Raw genomic sequence first — 19,690 nt, forward strand, 5'->3', positions numbered from 1 at the left:
CCATTAGCAACATCAACTGGTAGAGCGTATTTATTTAGAGGAATCTGTTCCAGTGCTTCCTTTTGAAAATAAGAATTATATAGAAAAGATTGATTTCTCTCAGTGAGAACAAAGGTAGGAGAAACACAATTTACTCGAATATCATGGGGAGCCAATTCTAATGCTAATGCCTTGGTTAATTGGATGAGCATTCCCTTGCTAAGGCAATATGGAATCCGATCATGATTGGCAACCACTCCATGCTGAGAGGAAACGAAGACAATATTCCCCTTCTTTTTTTGTACTATCATTCTTTCTACTACTACCTGAGTAAGAAAAAAGGTTCCTGTAGCATTGATCCGAAGAACTTTCTCCCACTCTTCTAATTCCCAAGAAAAAAAATTTTTGAGGATATTGATCCCAGCCACATTAATTAAGTAGTTGATTTCAATCCCAGCATCAATATTTTGAACAAAATCCCTTATAGCAGGGACATCTTCTAAATTCAGACCAAAGCTGTAGATATCTCCACCAGTCAGCTTATGAATACTCTGAGCATAACCTTCTAGTTCATCTAATCGCTCTGGCACATCAGTAATAATCATATTACAGCTTGATCATACATCATTTTTATAGTAGCTTTGGCTATATCGCTCGTACCTCCAGTGACAAGTACTGTTGCCCTTTTCTCTCCCATCGACTCTCCTCCCTCTGTATTTGTGAGATCGCTCATATGCTCATTTGAAGTTCCTCAATACCTTCATGATGATATCCACAATCTCATCTATCTCCTCCACTGCAATAATGTATGGGGGCATCATCGAAAAACCCGATGAGTATTTAGTAGAGAAGGGATAAACCAATAAGCCCTCTTCCTTTAATTTCTTCATAATGTCCCAAACCTCATCGAAACTTAGTATCTGCCCAGAGTTTGTAATCTCTATCCCTATCATTAAACCAGTGACTCTAATATCTGTTACACATTTTATGTTCTCAAGAGACGTTTTTAATTTTCTTTCAAAATATTCCCCTTTTTCCTTAACAACGGTTCCATAGTTTCCTTCTTCTAATAACTGAAGGACTTTAAGTGCCGCAGCACAGCATGTTGGGTTTCCATTTTGAGTCGAAAAATGCATAATGACACCCTCATTACCAAATTGGTCTACTACATTCTTATTTAGTAGTACGGCTCCTAGAGGAAGATAACCACCATTAATCCCTTTCGATAAACATAAGATATCAGGTTTAATCTCCTTAAATGATTGATAACAAAAGGCTTCTCCCGTTCGATAAAAGCCTGTTGATACTTCATCAAAAGCAACGATCACATCATGTTCTCTACATAGCTTCATCAATTTTTGAAGATAGATCTCTGGAATCGGGAGCATCCCCCCTGGTCCTACGACTGGCTCAATAATCACTCCTCCTAATAATCCTCCATTCACCTTAAAAAACTCTTCAAGGTATTGCAGATGGTTTTGCATTGTGAATTGATTATTTTTTAGAAAAGGGACAGGAAGGTATACAAAACCATTAAGCATAGGGGCATAAGGGGCATAGTTATCTTTATCAAGTCCTGTGGCTGTAAAAGATCCATAATAGCTTCCATGATAAGAAGCATCAAAGACTGCAATATGTTTCTTATTTGGATTCCCCTTAAAATATTGTTGTCTGCGAATAAGTTTGATCGTCAATTCCACTGATTCAGATCCTGTACAGGTGTACATCACTTTTTCAAAATCAAATTGCGTCTTCTCAATTAAAGCATCAGCAAGGCTACTTATTGTTCTATTCGTACTTGACCACATATTGATAAAGGGGAGCTGTTGTACTTGCTCATAGATACTCTCAATAATTTCTTTGTTGTTGTATCCTAAGATAAAATTAAATAGCCCTGCAATGGCGTCAATATACTTCTTTCCTTCTATATCAAAAAGCAAGATTCCATCTGCCTTGGTCAGCTCTTTTAATTCCACTTCTCGGCTTGCTGGAAGAAAAGGATGGATTATAGAGTATTTTTGCATTACGTCCGCCTCGATTCATCATTTATCTAAGAAACCACCGCTTTCGGAAGTTGTATTCTCGTTTTTTCAAATAAGCTTTGGAGTAGATGCTGATAGTCTCCCCTGTTAATTCCCGTCTTTTTTTTCATAAAACAGTAGATTTCATCTTCACTATCCATAAAAAGACTTAACTCTAAGATGCTGCGAGCCATTTGTTTAGCTTGTAATATTTTATAGCCTCTCTGTTAAAAACATATATTTCTTCGTTAAATTCAAAAACGAGATAGTTTCTTTTTTTATACAAATTTTCTGCTGCTTGATATCCACTCCACCATGTTTGAGTAGGAGTAGTAAATAGAACACGTTTGTCCATAATATTTTTTATGTTCTTACAAATTGGATTAGAGTAGAGAAATGATTTGAAAATATTTTTATAAACGATATAGGTTGAAACAAACGGATTACTTCGTCTAATTTCACAATAATTTTGATGCAAAAAATCGTCATGACGAAAGGTGATACACTTAGAACACTCCTCTTTCACCACACAGGTCTTGCAACCTCTCCTCACAATCTCTTCCTGAATTCGTCTTTTCCTTTCCTTGTATCCGCTTGCAGAATTCTCTTGCATTGTGTATGTAAAACATATAGGTGATCCAAAAAGGGTCTCATCAGATACAAATCCTGCTCGAACCCCTTCTACATATGTACAGCCCGTTGCATTTCCCCACATACATTCATCTTTTATATTCAGAAGGATCTCATTTGCACTCATAAATCCAAGTTCTTTACTCTCTTGTACTCGTTTGTTAAAGGTATCAAAGTCTTTTTTAGTGCTCAATGTAAGTACCACTTGGTCTTCATATAGATCAGGCTCCATTAGTGCAACATTTTTTTTCCCTTCATATTCACTATATTTAAAAACTTTTGTCTGCTTTTTCACAAGGTAGGTATCTGTTTGAATCGTTACATTTTTCTTGTGTTTATCTTCAGTTGAATCTATGTGAATATCTACAATTCCAGTTATAGAATGTTGATTATTATTTTCTCTGATTATCCCCGAATTAATATGCTGATTTGCAAGAAAAGAACTGTTCAATATGGATTGATTCATGTTTGTAGATTCGTTGAGAAATATATGTTTTATCCCTTGATTTCTGACAGAATCGGGATATAAACCTGTAATAAAACAACGAAAACCATTTGAATAGGTTGCGATGTGTGTTTCCACTTCTCCACTGTTTTCTGTTCTTTGATCGCGAACACCACGAATCTCTTCTTGTTCGAGTAGATGCGTCTGGATATGAATCTCTTGATTACTTTTCCTTATAAAATCGACGAGTTGATTAGCCACACTCTGCGTTTCATGCTCAGTGTATACTACTAAATCAGTACAATTTAACTCTTTTACTTTTTTCGTAATACCATAGAAAGTTGCATTGTTACCGACAAGTTTGAATGTAGATTGCACATTTTTTATTGAAAATAACCTGTCCATCATTTGACCAAGCAATACCTCAAATAAACCATATTTATTTTGGTAGATTTGTAAAAAAAAATGACCTTTCATTTTTATCATCCCTGACTTTAAGTAAGTTTAGTCAGAGAACGATGATGACTCTGTATGAGCACCACCGATCTCTGATTTACTACATACTTTTTCTAATTCTAAGTATCTAATGATGCCACTATATTATGTGCAAGTTGATGAACATGAAGAGCAAGAAGATGAGCCGCATGTAGAGCAAGTGGAGCCACTTGAGCTTCCGCTTGATGCTGCCGTTTCTGGTAATGCTGTTACTTCTTCTAATTCAACAATTTCAAATGATAAATCTTCCGATAACTGGAGGTTATTCACCTTCATTCACCCTTTCATAAAAGATATATTAATTAGGTACAACAAGAAGAACACGATGATGATCCACAAGTTGAGCAGAGTCTATCTCCACTTGAACTTCCACTTGATGCTGCCGTTTCTGGTAACGCTGTCACTTCTTCTAATTCAACAATTTCAAATGACAGATCATCAATGGCATGAATTTGGTTCATTTGCTTCATTTTTTTCACTCCTTTCTAATACTTTAATTTAAAGATATATAAGTATGTTTCTAACAAATATTTAGTTTGCTATGAACCATACTTAATGAATTATGCTATATCCCTTGTTTGAAAGAGGGGATATAACATAAAATTACCTCTTCCTAATTATCTAAATAATCAGAGAAAACCAGAAAAAAATTATTCCGTAGAAGCTTGTCCTGCAAAGTTATATCTTTTGAATATTCAGAAATATAAAGGCGTAGTAATTGTAGTATTTTAAATACATTAATGTTTTCATTATCCTACTTTTGTAATATACATCCGTTATTTACAGTTATTATATTTTGATTTTTCGAAATTGTCAATAAAAAGTAGTTGATTTATTAAAATTAAAAATGTTATAATACTTAGTTATTCTATTATTTTTAGTATTTTACTTGGAATAGTCAAGTTTAAAAAAGGAGAACAGCACCCATTATCCCTTGATGTCACCTATTGTCCAATCCGATTCTCTTTTGAAGGAATAAGATACTAAAGTAATCTTGTACTTTCAAAGAAAGGAGGAATGCCGAAATGCGAAAGAGGATAAAGAGAATGTTTCATCAATCGAACCCCAACAGTTTTGTCTCCGCACCCATTTTACGTGATGTTGCTAGAGCACTGCTACCTTTCTATCTAGCCATCGCCCTCAATACTAAGTACGCCTTTCGCTGGAGCAAGGCAGTCGTAACACTAGACGGCACGAAGTTGATGCGATTGTTTCGTCTAGCTTCACCTTTTGCCAGAAGACCGCTACCTGGAACCTTCAAGAGTGGATACAACCTGTATTTTGAATTTAGGGGTCCGATCGATATTTATGGTGTTGATACCACACTTCCGCCGGGAACACTTAAGCAGCTTCCCCAGCAAACAAGGGCACATCAAGCGATTGCTCGGGCGATATTGCCTCTATACGCAGCATTGGCATTCAATGCTACTTTTGCACAAGTATTAGCTAGGGCGATTCGTCGCGGCGATACTCAAACGGTTACGTTCTTGATACGCAGACTTGTGAAAAGCCCACATCTTCAATCTGTAAGAATTCAAGGCTCCGGCGTGGCGCTTGCATTCAAGTTTGCCTTTAGCCAGAACAGGTACGAACATTTGCTGTACCATCCTGTGTTCGAATAAACGAATCAGAATGAAGGAAAAAAAGCCCTCAACCGCTAGGCTGAGAGCTTTTTGTTAGGAACGAAGTCTAATAACCCTACTTCTTCCCATTGTTGTCCATTTTTAGAACAGCCATAAAGGCTTCTTGTGGTACTTCAACATTTCCTACAGACTTCATTCTCTTTTTACCTTCTTTTTGTTTCTCTAAAAGCTTACGTTTACGAGAAATGTCACCACCATAACACTTGGCTAAAACATTTTTTCTCATCGCGCGAATAGTGTCACGTGCCACTATCTTGTTACCGATAGCAGCTTGGACTGGGATTTCAAACATCTGACGCGGGATCAGTTCCTTTAGTTTTTCAACGAGAACCTTACCACGGTTGTAGGCTGAATCCTTATGCACGATAAAGGAGAGGGCATCGACGGTTTCTCCATTTAACAGGATGTCCATTTTGACCAGCTTGGACTGCTTGTAGCCAATTAGCTCGTAATCAAAGGAGGCATAGCCTTTTGTTCCTGATTTGAGTTGATCAAAAAAGTCATAGACAATTTCAGATAACGGAAGCTCATAGGTGATAGTCACTCGATTCGCGTCCATATACTGCATATCTCCGAAGATCCCTCTTTTACCTTGACACAATTCCATAACGGCTCCAACAAAATCATTAGGTACCATAATCGTTGCTTTGACATAAGGCTCTTCAATATACTCAATTTTCTGCGGGTCCGGCATTAATGATGGGTTATCGATTCGAATTAAATCACCATCTGTTTTCATCACATGATAAATAACACTTGGTGCTGTGGTAATCAAGGAGATCTTAAATTCACGCTCTATTCTCTCCTGAATAATCTCCATGTGTAGGAGTCCTAAGAATCCACAGCGGAATCCGAAGCCTAGTGCCTGTGATGTTTCCGCTTCCCACTGGAGGGCAGCATCATTTAAGGTTAATTTCTCTAAGGCTTCACGCAGATCATTGTAATCACTTGTATCCACAGGATATAGACCACAGAATACCATAGGGTTGATTTTACGATATCCTGGCAATGGTTCATTAGCAGGACGATTAGCTTCTGTAATCGTATCCCCTACACGTGTGTCCCCTACATTTTTAATCGCAGCAGACATAAATCCTACGTCCCCTACTGTTAATTCATTTACTTTTGTTGCTCTCGGGGTAAAGGTTCCTACCTCCACAACCTCGAAGCTTTTTCCTGTAGCCATCATCTTGACCTTCATCCCTGGTCGAAGCGTTCCATCAACAACTCGGATGTACGTGACAACACCGCGATAGGCATCATATAAAGAGTCAAAAATTAAGGCTTTCAACGGCGCATCTGGGTCCCCTGTAGGAGCTGGGACTTTTTCCGCTACTTGCTCTAATATTTCTTCAATACCGATTCCTGCTTTGGCAGACGCCAATACTGCCTCACTGGCATCAAGACCAATCACATCTTCGATCTCTTGTTTCACACGTTCTGGGTCGGCACTTGGTAAATCAATTTTGTTAATGACAGGAAGAATTTCTAAATTGTTGTCTAAAGCTAAATAAACGTTCGCCAGGGTCTGTGCTTCGATCCCTTGAGCTGCGTCAACGACAAGAATCGCTCCTTCACAAGCCGCTAAGCTTCGAGAAACCTCATACGTAAAATCCACGTGTCCTGGGGTATCTATTAGATGAAAGATGTATTCTTCTCCGTCTTTCGCTTTATAGTTTAGACGTACTGAATTTAATTTGATAGTAATTCCACGTTCTCTTTCTAGATCCATTTGATCTAGAAATTGTTCTTCCATCTCACGAGCCGTTAATGCCCCTGTTGTTTCTAAAATACGATCCGCCAATGTCGACTTTCCATGGTCGATATGAGCAATGATGGAGAAATTTCGTATTCTCTTCTGGCGTTCTTTACGATCTTCATTTTTCATGTAATCTCACTCCTAGAATCATTCAAAGGAAAATGCACTAATTATTATTATATCAAAGTTTAGGAGTGATTAACAATGCTCAAAAAAAAGGAGCCATTCCGCTCCCTTTTTTAAAGCACTTGATCCAGCAGATCAACAAACAGCTCAGCCCCTTTGCGTGAAACGGAATAAACCACTTCACCTAGCTTATTCCCAATATGGCTGAATGTATTGTGATGATGCTTTTCTTTCCATTTCTCCTGCTTCTCTTCAAGCTCCTTCGTGGAAAAAGACTCGCCTAAAACAGCTACTTCAACATGATCTGCATCGACTTTGGTTACATAAAAGCTTTCCTTCTGAGTCTGCTGATTCCCTTCAATAGAGTGAATCCCGCGCTCTGCTTGCTGAATGCCTAGTAACAAACCTAAAAATAAAGTAAAGATGAGTATCATTAGCTTTATGGTATATTTGACCATCCGTTTCTCCATCCTTTACATTTTTTTACCTTCTGGCTTCGCATTCACTTTTTCTGCATCCCAATATAAATCGGCAATCACATCTGCTAACTTCCGCCGTTCGATAGCTTTCATCTACTGTATTTCCTACTCCACCTATTTCTATTAATAAATTATTCTCAGATAACGATTGATTATACTCTCCATTTCCATTTCCATTTTTCAAGAAGACACCACGGGATAGTCCAGGATAGCTTTCCTCCAGTAAATCGTGGAATCTCTCAGCAAACTTCTGATTTTTTTCAAAGTTTGCATTCTTCCCTCCTATGAGAAACAAGGTTCTGGCATAGGACTTCCCATTGATTTCCGTTGTCGTCCGTTCTCTTGGAAGGGCATCGCGGTGAAGATCAAACATAAACAAGATATCTTGCTGCTGTGCCAATACTTCCTGAACCACTTCTCTTGATTTCGCATAGGAAAAAGCAAAGGGCTTGTTTGCTTCATGCAGTTTGCGCGTAATATCTGTTGTGTCTACATGGGCTCCAATTCCTCTTTTCTCTAGTTCTTCTCCCAAGCGTTTGCCGATCAATGTAATGTTCACTTCTGGATGATAGGCATTACTGGGATTATCCTCTTCTGGCAGGTGAGGTAGCCAGGATTCTGTATTATGGGTATGGTAGATAAGGACCACCTTACGCCCTTCCGTGGTAAGGGCTGGTGTTCCTGCATCCCCTTCTGTTGTCCCCTTATCTGAGGCTTTTTCTTCTTCAACAAAAGCCGCTTCTCTTTGAGCCATTACTACCTCTAGCGGCGGAGATGATTCCATTGGAAAATCAGTATAATTAACTCCCTGACCAGCTACGACAACATGTCCATCAAATAAGGCAAAACCCGGCAACTCATTTCTGATGAGGGATCGAGGGTCTTGGGGATTGAATGAAATCGCCGTTTCTAGTAAAAGAGTCGATGCCTTAGGAGTTTGGATGCCTGTCAATCGGTTATAGAGCTGTAATGCAGGGATTTCCATGCTTAAGGTGGAAATAAAGGTTTCCTTGGAAACGTGAGTCGTCCATTTTTTAAGAGTCACAGACGAGAATTGAATCTTTGATTGAACATAGGAGCCAAGTGAGGTTAACGAAAAAAGCAAAACAAACCCGATGATGAGATAGAGAGCAGATTTTCTAATACTAGTAGGAGATAGGCGAAAAGTACGTCTTGTCCTAGGTCTAAAAAGGGGCATCTAGCTTCATCCTTTCGTAGCAAAAAGGTTCAATTCCCTACAGTCTATGCCCCTCGTTATTCTGTTAGAACTTTTCAGTTAAAAAATGTGGACAAGCATTAATGGGTATACGCCGAAACATTCGTCATATCAATAGCGGAATGCAAGGAAGCATTTAATCCATTCGCTAAGATATTAGCCATATCTTCAATAAACGTATCTACTTCTTTCGGAGTCACTATTAACTGATGACCCAAAGGCTGAAGTACTTCACGGATAAGTTGGCGTTTTTCTACCTCATCAAGCCACCTACCAAGCCCAATATCATTTTTCTTCCTTCTTCATCTGGTATATGTTCAGGATTAAATCTCTCGTTCTTCATAAAACCAAAATTCATCCCACCTGGAGCTAAGGATCTTCTAGCATTGGTTCCTTCTCTCTGATCCTTCATTTCTTTGCCTAAATGCCCTAAGACAAAATCAATAGAATCACTAACAATGGATACAGCATCCACCACTGTAGGCACCCCAATCGCAATGACAGGTACGCCTAGCTCTTCTTTGCTAATTGCTTTGCGCTTGTTCCCTACTCCTGATCCAGGGTTAATCCCTGTATCGCTAATTTGAATGGTCGTATTGACCCGTTCAATGGATCTGGAGGCTAAGGCGTCCACAGCGATAATAAAATCTGGCTTTGCCTGTGAGATAATGCCTTGTACAATCTCACTTGTTTCTATTCCAGTAATGCCTAGCACCCCAGGCGATACCGCGCTAACAGAGCGAAAGCCCTCCTGCACGTCATCTGGAGCAAGTCTAAACAAATGACTTGTGACCATAATATTTTCAACCACAATAGGTCCTAAGGCGTCTGGAGTGACATTCCAGTTTCCTAATCCAACAATTAAGCATTTGGCATCAACATCAATACCAATCTCCTCCATAAACTGATGAAGCTGGTTTGCTAATACGGTTGTTACTTTGTTTTGAAACTCCGTATCCTTTCTCCGTAACGCCTGTGCTTCAATCGTCAGATATCTTCCCGGCAGCTTTCCGATTTCTCTAGCTCCTTCTTCGTTCTGTACATGTACTTTCGTAATTCGAATACCGTCCATTTCTTCCTCAGTTAATTCAACTCCATGTATAACTTGTTTTTTTTCTGTCTTTTCCTTTTTTTCCACTGCCATCTGGTGAGCTTCTAAAGCTAAATCTGTTCGAATTTGGTATGCAGACAGGTCAAGTTCCTTGTAATCCTTCATTGTGCCACCTTCATTTCTCTTAAAGTCATTTCCAACTATTTTTCCACTTTGGTTCCATTTTATGTATCTTTTCACCTCTAGCTTAAAAAATGATAATCCTATATTGCAATTCCTCTAAAATAGCGGTATAATTTGTAATGTTGTATTTTTAATTATGTAGCTAGTGGAACAAACAGATACCACTATTCTTCTTGAAAAGTGCAAGGAGGTGACTGGAATGCCTAACATTAAATCAGCAATTAAACGTGTTAAAACAAGCGAAAAGAAACGCGCTCAAAACGCAGCTCAAAAATCTGCTCTTCGTACAGCAATTAAGACTTTCGAAGGTCTTGTTGAAAAGAACGATGTAGAGGCAGCTAAAAGCGCTCTATTAACAGCTTCTAAAAAAATCGACAAAGCAGCTGCAAAGGGACTTATCCATAAGAATGCAGCAGCTCGTCAAAAGTCTCGTTTATCTAAAAAATTAAACAGCGTAACTGCTTAATATAATAGGTATAAGCGCGTCTAGCATGCATGGCGAAGCATCGCTTGCATGTAAAAAAAGAGGTTGAGCCTTGCTCAACCTCTTTTTTTATTTCACTCTATTCTGTTTGATTATTTCACTTATCTTTTTGTATTTCAGCCTAATTAAATCTGACCATGTTCTAGCTATGCTTCATATTTTCATAAAACACAGCCTCGATTTGATCCATTTCCCCAAAGAGAATCAGTTTATCTCCTTGTTGCAAGCGCGTTTTTCCTGTCGGATATTTAATTAACTCCTTCTTCTCATACTCTCCCTTCTCTTCCTTACGGGCGATGGTTAGAATATGAATCCCATGCTTACTCGCTAAATTAAGCTCCCTAAGAGAAGAGAAAAGATGGGCATGCTGTTCAGTCAGAGTCACTTCAACGACATCTTCTTTTTCCGATAGATGGAAAACCTCCTCTAGAGTTGCCACTCTAGAAAGACTTAGCTTCATTCTTTCAAGCAACCAGCTTTGGAGTCCTTTAGAACGCAAAAGTAATAAGACAATCATCAATACAGCGACACCCTCAAGTAAGTGAAGGCTTAGAAATTCCTTATTTAATAACCCTAGAATCAAAGCCAGGATAACAGCAAAAGAAAGGTGACCAAAGATAATCAAGAGCTCTGCTACTCTTCGACGCAGAGGGTGTTTGGTCATTAATTCAGCTTCAGACGTCGTATATCCTGTTCCCGTTAAGAGGGAAATAGCTTGAAATCTCGCTACTTTTCGATCAAGCCCTGTTGATTGTAATATGATCGTCGATATCTCAATAATAATAAGCATAATAGCCAAAAAAGAGAAAAGAAGTCCTTGATTCATTTCAATTCCTCCTCATCTATGAGTATTTACATAGTAGAGGAGCTTTCATTCGTCTTCATCTGTAATAAAAACATTTCTAAGGCAAGGACCTTATCCATTTGCCCCATCTTCATTTTATAATCCAGCTCAGCCAAATAATCCATAAATTCAGCTAGCCTTGATTGGGCATAATTCTTGCTTTGTTGCACGACTAATTTACAAACATAAGGGTGCACACCTAATATTTGCGCCATTTGCTGCTGCGAATAGCCACTCCGATCCAATTCCTTGCTTTAAAAATCAAGCGAAATTGCCTTGCAAGTAAGGCCAAAATTTTGATTGGCTCTTCATTTCTTTTCAGCAGCTCGTGAAGGGTATCAAAAGCCTCTGCCGTTCGATAATGAACCACATGATCAACTAAGCTGAACACGTCTTGCTCTATATTTTTAGATACCAATTCATTAACTACAGTAAGGTCGATCCGATTTCCTCTCCCTACATACTGTGCCATTTTTTCTATTTCTTTAGATAGAAGCTGCATATGATTGCCAATATATTGCACCAGCATCGCTCCAGCGGTTTCTTCTATGGACACTTGTTGTTGCTTCGCTGTATCGCTGACCCACGAAACAAGCTCGTTTTGCTGGAGCGGAGAACAAGAACAGAGCTGTCCTTTCTGCTTCAATAATTTAACGATTTTTTTTCGCTCATCTAGCTTTTCTTGCTGAACCATTAAAACCAGTACAGAAAAATCCGCAGGCGAATCGACGTAAGCCTCCAAGGTTTCAAGATTATGCTCTAGCTTGTTTCCCTTGCTTCCCGTTAGAAAGAGAGCATCTGTAGCCACAATCAAGCGCTTTTCCCCTAGAAACGGAAAGGTTTGAGCAGCTTCCACTGCTTCATCGAGAAATTGCTCCTGTAAATCAAAGGTTTCATAATTAAAGTCAATGGTTTCTTCATCGAGAATTTGTTTACTTATTTCTTGAACTGCTTCATCCATTAAAAACTTTTGCGTTCCATAGAACACATAGACTGGAGCAATCTGTCCTTTTTTTATCTTTTTTATCGCTTCACTAATATGCATTGATCATCCCTACCTGCTTATTCAATTCCTGTCTCTACGATATGACTCCAACTTATCTTCCCTGTGCTTTCTTATATGGTTCAGTTAATCTATTTTCTTTTCTGTTCTCAACATCAAGCAGCCAATACTGTTTCTCACCACTCGTTATATGAACTAACACATAGTATAGCTCCGTATCCGACACCCATTCGATGTGTTCCAAAGACCAATCCGATTTCCAAGGATGTTTCGTAATATAATAGGAACTCCCATCTTTATCGATCAAGATATCTTCATTTCCAGGTCCAATTCTTGCTGTATACGTCTGAGATGGAGAAGGATGTATTTCGGGTTCTTCGATCAGCATGCTCGTCATATTCATCTCAGAATTCTCACCCGGCGGTTCCTGAGCAGCAGCTACCTCGGTAGAATCCTCATTAGGTTGAGGAAGAGTAGGCTGCGATTCATTGGCTACTGCCTTTTCTTTTTCTGCCTGTTTTTCTGATTGTTTAGGTGCTGTTCTCGGACTAGGGTTAACTTTGGCCCCATTGGGTGATTCTTCCGTAAGTCCTTCCTCTTCCCCCCGTTGCTCATCAAGTGCCAGCTCAGTTGAGGAGGTGTTTTCTACTTCGTCTGCCGCTTCATCTCCAACTAAAATAGAGCTATAGGCTGCGGGATGCTGAACCTCTACATCTTCAGTAGCAGCCATGTCAAATAAATCACCAGCTCCATCGGCTAGTTCAGAATTTTTCGACGTAAATGGGGCTCCAGTGGACACCAAGGTAATCACCAGGGCTGCAGCAATAAGTGAGCTTGGAATCCATATTCTCTTCTGCTTCAAACGTTCAAGTAGAGTTGTATTCTCCACCCTCCTCTGTTCTTTAGCTGTAGAACGACTTGGTAAGCCTTCTTCCATTTTGGTTTCTTTTGTTTGGTCAATTTGATCTAACACTGGTAATATTTGATCTACAATACTGATAGATGGTGTTACTTTGGGCAATGCTTCTAATTTGGAGGAGAGTCGCTTAAGCTTCTCAAACATCGCTTGGGAGTCAGGACAAGTGGACAAGTGTTGATAAAGGAATCCACGTTCTTCCTCGTTCAAGTCTCCATCCAATTCTCTGTGCATTAATTCCATCACCTCTTCTCGATTCATCCTGATACACCACCTTTCTGAAATTCATGTAGTATGTTTTGTAACTGTTGTCTAGCTCTAAATAAGTATGATTTGACAGTGTTGATCGGCAAGTCAACTGCTTCTGCTATTTCCTTATATGATAAATCCTGGATATAACGCATAATGACGACCACCCTATGATGCTCTGGGAGCTGTTCAATGGCTTGGTTTAACTCATGATTGAAAATCGTTTTCTCCATTTCATTTTCAACATGGTTTGTACCATAGTTTGACAGCAGGTGCTCATGCTCATCCAATGAAATATTCTTTTTAGCTTGTCTACACCTATCAATACATACATTTGTTACGATTCGTTGTGCCCAGGTTAAAAATTTTGCTTTTTGTTCAAAGGAATGAATATTTTTGTATATTTTGATAAGGGCATCCTGTGTTGCATCTAATGCATCCTGCTCATTCCCTAACATATAAAAGGCTGTGCGATATAAAGGTGTCTCAATGTCTCTTAAGAGCTGGATCAACGCTTCTCGATCGCCCTCTTGAGCCGCTTTTATTAACTCAGTTTCTTGCACACACCTTCCTCCTCTCCCCCTACAATATTTCTAACGATTTTTCCGATACGATTGTTGCAATAAAACAAAAAAATGAACATGATGGATTTTTTTCTCTATTTCTTTTATACTAATAAAAGAAATAGGAGGGTTGCGATATGAGTAGTAATAAGTTTGAAGAACCACATGATACCAGAAATGACTTAATCGACTCTGGAGTGGGATTCGTCGTTTCTTTTGGCTTTTTTATTACTGTGTTTGTTATCTTTACAGCATTTAAAGTATTTTACAATATGAATTAAAAAAGATGGCCCTATTCTCCTGAATAGGGTATTTTTTTCACTTCTGATTCCATGTTCATTTTATCTACTCTTCTAAGGCTTGTAAAGAAGGGATTATGTTAAACCCTTCTGCATGGACCCGAATCACAATTCCTCCCTGTTGATCTGTACGATATAGATCTGCTCTGGATCGCTCCATCCTTGCCACTACGTCAGCATGTGGATGACCAAAACGATTTTTTCTGCCCACAGAGATGATCGCCACTTGCGGATCAACCTGCTGTATCCATTCCGCGCTTGTTGAGGTCTGGCTTCCATGGTGAGCGATTTTCAAGAGATCCGTTTTCAAAGCAGGGTAGTTGTCGAGCATCGCTTTCTCTCCATTTTCCTCCACATCTCCAGTCCATAGGAAGCTTGTAGAATAAATCTGATTAAATAAAACAAGGTTATAATCATGAAGATTTTCGACTGCTGTTAGCGAGTCCCTTGGCTTTTCTGGATACAGCACATGAAAAACAGCTTCTTTACTTGACCATTCATCTCCTCTTGTTAGCTCTCTCACTTCAATCCCCGTTTCTAATGCCTTTGCTATCCACTCTTGTTCAAAATCGGTTTGCGGAGGAATAGGACTGCGCAGAAGCATGGTGATCGGGATTTCCCCAAGGATACCTTGAATTCCACCCAGATGATCATAATGCCCGTGAGTCACGACCAATTTATCTATCTGATTGATTCCCCGATAACGAAGATAAGGGAGCACAATATCTCTTCCTACTTCGAACTCACGCTTTCTCTTCTGCCATTCTTCCTGTGGAGGGGTCACTTGCCCTCCTAAATCAATCACAACCACTTCTCTGCGGTAAGGTAACTCTAAGACAATGGCATCTCCTTGTCCTACATCTAACACGGTAATGATGGCTTCTGACTTGAAATAAGGATGCAGCCATTGCCCCGCCAGTAAAAAAAGGAGCAATCCCAACGCCAGCCAAGCTTTTCTCATTCTCTCTTCCTCAAGCAAAAATAAGAAACCGATCACGATTGAAAAATAGAGAAACAACCACCAAACATCCGGCTTACCCACATTTAAAGTAGCGATTGGCAAGGAGAGAATTTGCTCCAATAGGATATGTGTCCATGACAATAAAACCTCATACAAGCGTACCGCTAGCTGAACCAAATGAGTAGAAAAAAAGCTTAAGAAGGTCAGAAAAAAGGCTCCTGGAATAAATAGAATAGAGTAGACAGGCACAAATAGAATATTTAAAAAAAGAGAAAAGGGCGAAAATTGATAGAAATGATAGAGAATTACGGGCAGGGAAAATAACTGCGCTATCAATGAAACCGAAAACAACACACGAAATTTTTCAGGAAAAGATGAAAATAGCTTGGACACTGGCTGATAAGTCAAGATCAAGCCAAATGTCACCAAAAAAGAAAGCTGGAAGCCGATCTGATAAATCATATAGGGATTCCAGACTACTAGAGCGATGTACACCAAAAAAAGTCCTGCAATGGAGCTCCTCCACAGCTGAAATCGCATACATAACAACACAATCATCGCCATTAAACCTGATCTTGTCACAGAAACTGAGGCTCACTTATATAAATATATACGGGAAGAAGGCAGAATAAGAACATAAGGACCTTCTCACGAGTAAAAGTAAATTTAAGAAGGAGAGCATAGAGACACCAGACAATAATCCCAACATGTAGTCCAGAAATGGCTAATAGATGAATCAGCCCTAATTGTTGATAGCTAACAAGCAGATCTGGATCTATCTCATTCCTATCCCCTATCGTCATCGCTAGAATAATCGGGGCGACGTCATCTGAAAAAATACGTTGGACTTGAACTGACCATCTTTCCCGTTGATGATCTAAGTGCTGAAGCAAGCGTGTTTGCCAGTTTCGATTCTGTTGAGCCTGCCAGTTATTGTTTGAAATCCTTCCAATACTATGAATCCCTTGTTGAAATAAATGCTGGCGATAATCAAAGGCTCCTGGGTTTCTGGCTGGTTCTGGGAGTTTAAGCTGCACCTCTCCGGACCAGAGAGTTCCTCGCTTCAAGCTTTGGTAAGCGGAAAGCTCTTCTTCCGTTTCTGCATAGCGCTGGACGAGAACCTTCTCTTTCAACGCTAGAATATGCCCCTCCACCTTGGCGACCTCTAGGGTGAACTGAACTCGATTTCCATCGTGCATTGGAGGAGAAGTTAGTTTTCCCGTGATCCTTGCTGCCATTTCCTGCTGCTCTTGCTGAACAAGCTGCTGTTTAATCCATGATTCCTCTCGATGTTTTTGGACAAATTGAACATACAGGTTGGAGAAGATTAAACATACTAAGAGGACAAGGGTTCCGGCATAGAGCTGTTTTCTGAGGACAAAATGGGGATGGTCTGACGGATAGAGCAATTTCTGCCGAAAGAAGATCGCTGCACACAAAAGAAAGCTCCAAATGGCGAGCAACCACAACACAGGAGCTTTCTCTAGAATAAGTATCACTTGCACGGTAAATAAAATAGAAAAATATAAAAGAAGATAATACATGCTTTCCCTCTACTCGGTCACTTCCAGAGCTAATCCTTCTGGTGCTGAATATCCTTGGAGAGCTCGTAGAACGACCCCTTTTTTTTCTAACAGTTCATTGACGATCTCGGTATCCTTGGTATAAGGTCGATGATAGACAATTTCAATAATTCCGCTATTTGCGAGCATATTTGTACAGGTCCAACAAGGCTGATCAGTAACATAGACAGTTGCATTTCGCCTGTCTTCCCGATCGGTAAATAATAATAAGTTTTGTTCAGCATGGATCGTGCGTATGCAACGCTGCTTCTTGGTGACTTGATTCCCTACTTGTTCAAAGCTTTCTGTCATCATACAGCCTTCCTCATAACAATCTGGAGTCCCCGCTGGTGCTCCATTATACGCACTCCCTAAAAGCTTCTTGTCCTTCACCAAAATTGCCCCTACATGGCGCCGGGGGCAAGTAGCCCTCGTCGCTGCCATGTAAGCCATATCCATAAAGTAATCATCCCATGACTTTTTCATTTTTTCTTCCTCACTTACCGTAATCCAGCATGATCAATTTTGATACAACGATCCATTACCACTTCCATGCCGCCTTGTTTCGCAATCTCATATGCTTCATCACTATGAATACCAAGCTGAAGCCAGAGAATCTTAGCCCCCACCTTGGCAGCTTCTTTCGCTACAGGAGGAGTTTCCTCACTTCTTCTAAACACATTAACAATATCGATAGTTCCCTCTACTTCATCCAGTGAACGATAAGCTTTGACTCCTAACACCTCGTCTAGCCTAGGATTAATTGGGATAATCTCATAGCCTGCTCGTTGCATGTATTGCGCCACTTGAAAGCTGGCTCGATCTGGCTTATCCGAAATGCCAACAACGGCTATCCTTTTGTTTTGTTTTAATATTTCCGCAATTTGTTCTGGTGCTGGTTGTTGATAACTCATTAGAATCCCTCCTGATGATCTTTTGTTCCTGTTTTTTTGCTGCACAGTTCATAGATTCTTCATCTTCTAGATAATTATGTACAATACATTGCTTGTAGCAAGCGGCGTCCGATCCCAAAAGAGCGATAGGCAGGATGTACACTACCCCTTAATCCAATTATAACAAATTATTATAGTTCAACTAAATCTTTTACCCTTTCAAATACTTTTGGACCGATTCCAGATATATTGAGTAAGTCCTCCACCTTCTTAAAGGGACCATTCTGCTCTCGATATTGAATGATGGCTTGAGCTTTACTCGGACCGATACCTGGTAGAGATTCTAGCTCCTTTGCAGTCCCTTGATTCAAACTTATTTTTCCTGATGTCGATGATGATGGGTTCAGGTTCGAGCCATTCGAGCCAAGTGGTACCTTCCCCTCAGCTAATTCCTCTTGAGTAGGGACATACACCACCATTCCATCACTTAGCTTCTGTGCCAAGTTTAAATATTCCGTCGTCCCTGCTTCTGTCGTTCCACCTGCTTTTTCCAGTGCATCTATCACTCGATCCCCTGCTAGCAATTCATACACTCCTGGTTTCTTTACCTCTCCTTTTATATCAACCATGATCCTCTCCTCATGATCTTCTTCTAGAGGAGTGGACACGACAACCTGTGAATCTATCATACTATTCTCTTTCCTCTCAAATGAAAAATCTTGATTCTCTCCATCTGTTATATAGGACTTCTCCTCTTCATCCGTTTTTAGTAAGGAATAAGCTACGCTTCCTGCAATCAAAATTCCAATGATGATTAATAAAATATTCTTTCTTTCCCTTGTCGTCCATTGCTTCATCCCTTGCCAGCCCCTTTCATCTTAAAATTTATTGAAAAAGTTGTATTTAATTTAGAACAGAGTCATAAGTATATTAATAAACGGTAACAGGAGGATCGACTATGCAAATAGGATTTATCGGTACCGGAAGTATGGGAAAAATCCTTATCGAAGCTTTTATTGAAGCCAAAGCGTTCCCCCCTCTACGCTCCATGTTTCTAATCGTACGTTTTCAAAAGCGAAAGAATTAGCTAAGACCTATACAGGTTTACACGCCTATCCTACAAATAAAAGAGTGGCACAAGAAGCCGATCTGATTTTCATTTGTGTCAAACCTTTAGAATTTAAAAAAGTCATTGATGAAATAGCAGGTGTGGTTCATCAAGAGCAAATCATTGTATCCATTACAAGCCCTGTAGAAATTAAAGATCTTGAAGCCTTACTTCCAGCCAAAATTGCTAAGATTATTCCAAGCATTACAAACTCAGCAAGAAGTGGTGCCTCGCTGATGATAGCTGGTGATCGACTGGAAGAGAAGGAAAGAGGGCTTCTCTATCGCATCATGAACACCATTAGTCAGCCTATTTGGATTGATGAAAAATATACCAGAGTATCTTCAGATATCGTCAGTTGTGGTCCCGCATTTATGAGCTATATCCTTCAACGATTCATCCAATCGGCTGTTGAAGAAACTGGAATCCCAAAAGAGCAAGCTGTCGCACTAGCTAGCTGTATGTTTATTGGGATGGGAGAGTTGCTTTCACAAAATCGTTTTTCTCTTGCTTCTCTACAGGAAAGGGTGTGTGTGCCTGGAGGAGTGACGGGTGCAGGTCTTAAAATCTTAGAGGACGAAATGAATGATATGTTTAACCTTCTATTTAGAGAAACACAGCATAAATTTGAAGAAGATATGCTGTGTGTGAATGAAATGTTCTATGAACAAGATCATAATAAAAAGATACAGTAGCCTTATCCAAACAAACATCTATGGCAAATAAAAAAACAGCTTCGGAGATATCTAGTCTTCCTAAGCTGTTTTTGTAATCTAGCAGA

20 protein-coding genes and 3 pseudogenes are annotated in these 19,690 nt (G+C 39.6%); 5 read left to right on the forward strand and 18 right to left on the reverse strand.

Annotated elements, in window-relative coordinates:
• The 5 genes from JCM10596_RS21135 to JCM10596_RS29315 form a co-directional block, all read right to left on the reverse strand.
• The coding region (locus JCM10596_RS21135; RefSeq protein ID WP_025028815.1) for an SDR family NAD(P)-dependent oxidoreductase at positions 1-584 on the reverse strand (584 nt) is incomplete at its 3' end.
• Positions 585-716: 132 nt separating this feature from the next.
• A complete protein-coding gene (locus JCM10596_RS21145) occupies positions 717-2,003 on the reverse strand; it encodes an aminotransferase family protein (RefSeq protein ID WP_025028816.1) in 1,287 nt (428 codons plus the stop codon).
• Positions 2,004-2,175: 172 nt separating this feature from the next.
• On the reverse strand, positions 2,176-3,552 hold the full coding sequence (locus JCM10596_RS21155; RefSeq protein WP_025028817.1) for a hypothetical protein: 1,377 nt from the start codon (positions 3,550-3,552) through the stop codon (positions 2,176-2,178).
• Positions 3,553-3,675: 123 nt separating this feature from the next.
• Positions 3,676-3,846: a thiazolylpeptide-type bacteriocin gene (locus JCM10596_RS28945; RefSeq protein WP_148302665.1), complete on the reverse strand. Its 171-nt coding sequence runs from the start codon at positions 3,844-3,846 to the stop codon at positions 3,676-3,678.
• A 26-nt stretch (positions 3,847-3,872) separates the two neighbouring features.
• On the reverse strand, positions 3,873-4,040 hold the full coding sequence (locus JCM10596_RS29315) for a thiopeptide-type bacteriocin (RefSeq protein ID WP_148302667.1): 168 nt from the start codon (positions 4,038-4,040) through the stop codon (positions 3,873-3,875).
• A 576-nt stretch (positions 4,041-4,616) separates the two neighbouring features.
• Here JCM10596_RS29315 and JCM10596_RS21165 point away from each other — a divergent pair.
• A complete protein-coding gene (locus JCM10596_RS21165) occupies positions 4,617-5,192 on the forward strand; it encodes a hypothetical protein (protein WP_034681993.1) in 576 nt (191 codons plus the stop codon).
• Positions 5,193-5,268: 76 nt separating this feature from the next.
• On the opposite strand, the gene lepA is transcribed toward JCM10596_RS21165, so the two are convergent.
• The 4 genes and pseudogenes from lepA to gpr all read right to left on the reverse strand — a co-directional run bounded on the left by lepA (position 5,269) and on the right by gpr (position 10,009).
• Positions 5,269-7,101, reverse strand: coding sequence for a translation elongation factor 4 (lepA, locus tag JCM10596_RS21170; protein ID WP_025028820.1), 1,833 nt, complete (start codon positions 7,099-7,101; stop codon positions 5,269-5,271).
• 110 nt (positions 7,102-7,211) lie between these two features.
• Complete coding sequence (locus tag JCM10596_RS21175) at positions 7,212-7,556, reverse strand: DUF3679 domain-containing protein (protein WP_025028821.1); 345 nt, start codon at positions 7,554-7,556, stop codon at positions 7,212-7,214.
• Between the two features lie 25 nt (positions 7,557-7,581).
• Positions 7,582-8,775, reverse strand: coding sequence for a stage II sporulation protein P (spoIIP, locus tag JCM10596_RS26885; protein WP_051541404.1), 1,194 nt, complete (start codon positions 8,773-8,775; stop codon positions 7,582-7,584).
• A gap of 98 nt (positions 8,776-8,873) precedes the next feature.
• Positions 8,874-10,009: pseudogene (gene gpr / locus JCM10596_RS26890) on the reverse strand (GPR endopeptidase).
• Between the two features lie 217 nt (positions 10,010-10,226).
• Between gpr and rpsT the strand changes: the two are divergent.
• A complete protein-coding gene (rpsT, locus tag JCM10596_RS21190) occupies positions 10,227-10,493 on the forward strand; it encodes a 30S ribosomal protein S20 (RefSeq protein ID WP_025028822.1) in 267 nt (88 codons plus the stop codon).
• Positions 10,494-10,653: 160 nt separating this feature from the next.
• On the opposite strand, the gene JCM10596_RS21195 is transcribed toward rpsT, so the two are convergent.
• From JCM10596_RS21195 to JCM10596_RS21210, 4 genes and pseudogenes are all read right to left on the reverse strand, one after another.
• Complete coding sequence (locus JCM10596_RS21195; RefSeq protein ID WP_025028823.1) at positions 10,654-11,337, reverse strand: TrkA C-terminal domain-containing protein; 684 nt, start codon at positions 11,335-11,337, stop codon at positions 10,654-10,656.
• Between the two features lie 26 nt (positions 11,338-11,363).
• Positions 11,364-12,400 (reverse strand): annotated as a pseudogene (holA, locus tag JCM10596_RS26895) (DNA polymerase III subunit delta).
• Positions 12,401-12,452: 52 nt separating this feature from the next.
• Positions 12,453-13,535 (reverse strand): anti-sigma factor family protein, encoded by a 1,083-nt coding sequence (locus JCM10596_RS21205; RefSeq protein ID WP_025028824.1) that lies wholly within the window; start codon positions 13,533-13,535, stop codon positions 12,453-12,455.
• On the reverse strand, positions 13,532-14,086 hold the full coding sequence (locus JCM10596_RS21210) for an RNA polymerase sigma factor (protein ID WP_025028825.1): 555 nt from the start codon (positions 14,084-14,086) through the stop codon (positions 13,532-13,534). Before JCM10596_RS21210 ends, JCM10596_RS21205 begins: the two co-directional genes overlap by 4 nt.
• Before the next feature lie 137 nt (positions 14,087-14,223).
• Here JCM10596_RS21210 and JCM10596_RS28950 point away from each other — a divergent pair, with 137 nt between their 5' ends.
• Positions 14,224-14,367: a YqzM family protein gene (locus JCM10596_RS28950; protein WP_025028826.1), complete on the forward strand. Its 144-nt coding sequence runs from the start codon at positions 14,224-14,226 to the stop codon at positions 14,365-14,367.
• A gap of 64 nt (positions 14,368-14,431) precedes the next feature.
• On the opposite strand, the gene JCM10596_RS30960 is transcribed toward JCM10596_RS28950, so the two are convergent.
• The 5 genes from JCM10596_RS30960 to JCM10596_RS26900 all read right to left on the reverse strand — a co-directional run bounded on the left by JCM10596_RS30960 (position 14,432) and on the right by JCM10596_RS26900 (position 18,658).
• Positions 14,432-15,928 carry a DNA internalization-related competence protein ComEC/Rec2 gene (locus tag JCM10596_RS30960; protein ID WP_025028827.1) on the reverse strand — a complete coding sequence of 499 codons (1,497 nt, stop codon included), beginning with the start codon at positions 15,926-15,928 and terminating at the stop codon, positions 14,432-14,434.
• Positions 15,925-16,890: a ComEC/Rec2 family competence protein gene (locus tag JCM10596_RS30965; RefSeq protein WP_025028828.1), complete on the reverse strand. Its 966-nt coding sequence runs from the start codon at positions 16,888-16,890 to the stop codon at positions 15,925-15,927. Before JCM10596_RS30965 ends, JCM10596_RS30960 begins: the two co-directional genes overlap by 4 nt.
• A gap of 9 nt (positions 16,891-16,899) precedes the next feature.
• Positions 16,900-17,394, reverse strand: a complete 495-nt coding sequence (locus JCM10596_RS21230; protein WP_025028829.1) for a deoxycytidylate deaminase — start codon at positions 17,392-17,394, stop codon at positions 16,900-16,902.
• A gap of 14 nt (positions 17,395-17,408) precedes the next feature.
• Positions 17,409-17,822: a CoA-binding protein gene (locus JCM10596_RS21235; RefSeq protein WP_025028830.1), complete on the reverse strand. Its 414-nt coding sequence runs from the start codon at positions 17,820-17,822 to the stop codon at positions 17,409-17,411.
• A gap of 170 nt (positions 17,823-17,992) precedes the next feature.
• Entirely contained in the window at positions 17,993-18,658 is a 666-nt protein-coding gene (locus JCM10596_RS26900; RefSeq protein WP_025028831.1) for a helix-hairpin-helix domain-containing protein, read from the reverse strand.
• A gap of 131 nt (positions 18,659-18,789) precedes the next feature.
• Here JCM10596_RS26900 and JCM10596_RS31535 point away from each other — a divergent pair, with 131 nt between their 5' ends.
• Both JCM10596_RS31535 and comER read left to right on the forward strand, forming a co-directional pair.
• Positions 18,790-18,888: a hypothetical protein gene (locus tag JCM10596_RS31535; RefSeq protein ID WP_369345682.1), complete on the forward strand. Its 99-nt coding sequence runs from the start codon at positions 18,790-18,792 to the stop codon at positions 18,886-18,888.
• Positions 18,882-19,604, forward strand: a pseudogene (comER, locus tag JCM10596_RS26905) (late competence protein ComER); the annotation flags it as partial. The gene JCM10596_RS31535 and the pseudogene comER, both read left to right, overlap by 7 nt.
• Positions 19,605-19,690 lie beyond the last annotated feature (86 nt).

Source organism: Caldalkalibacillus mannanilyticus JCM 10596 (genome assembly GCF_000615945.1).
Lineage (GTDB): Bacteria > Bacillota > Bacilli > Caldalkalibacillales > JCM-10596 > Bacillus_AT > Bacillus_AT mannanilyticus.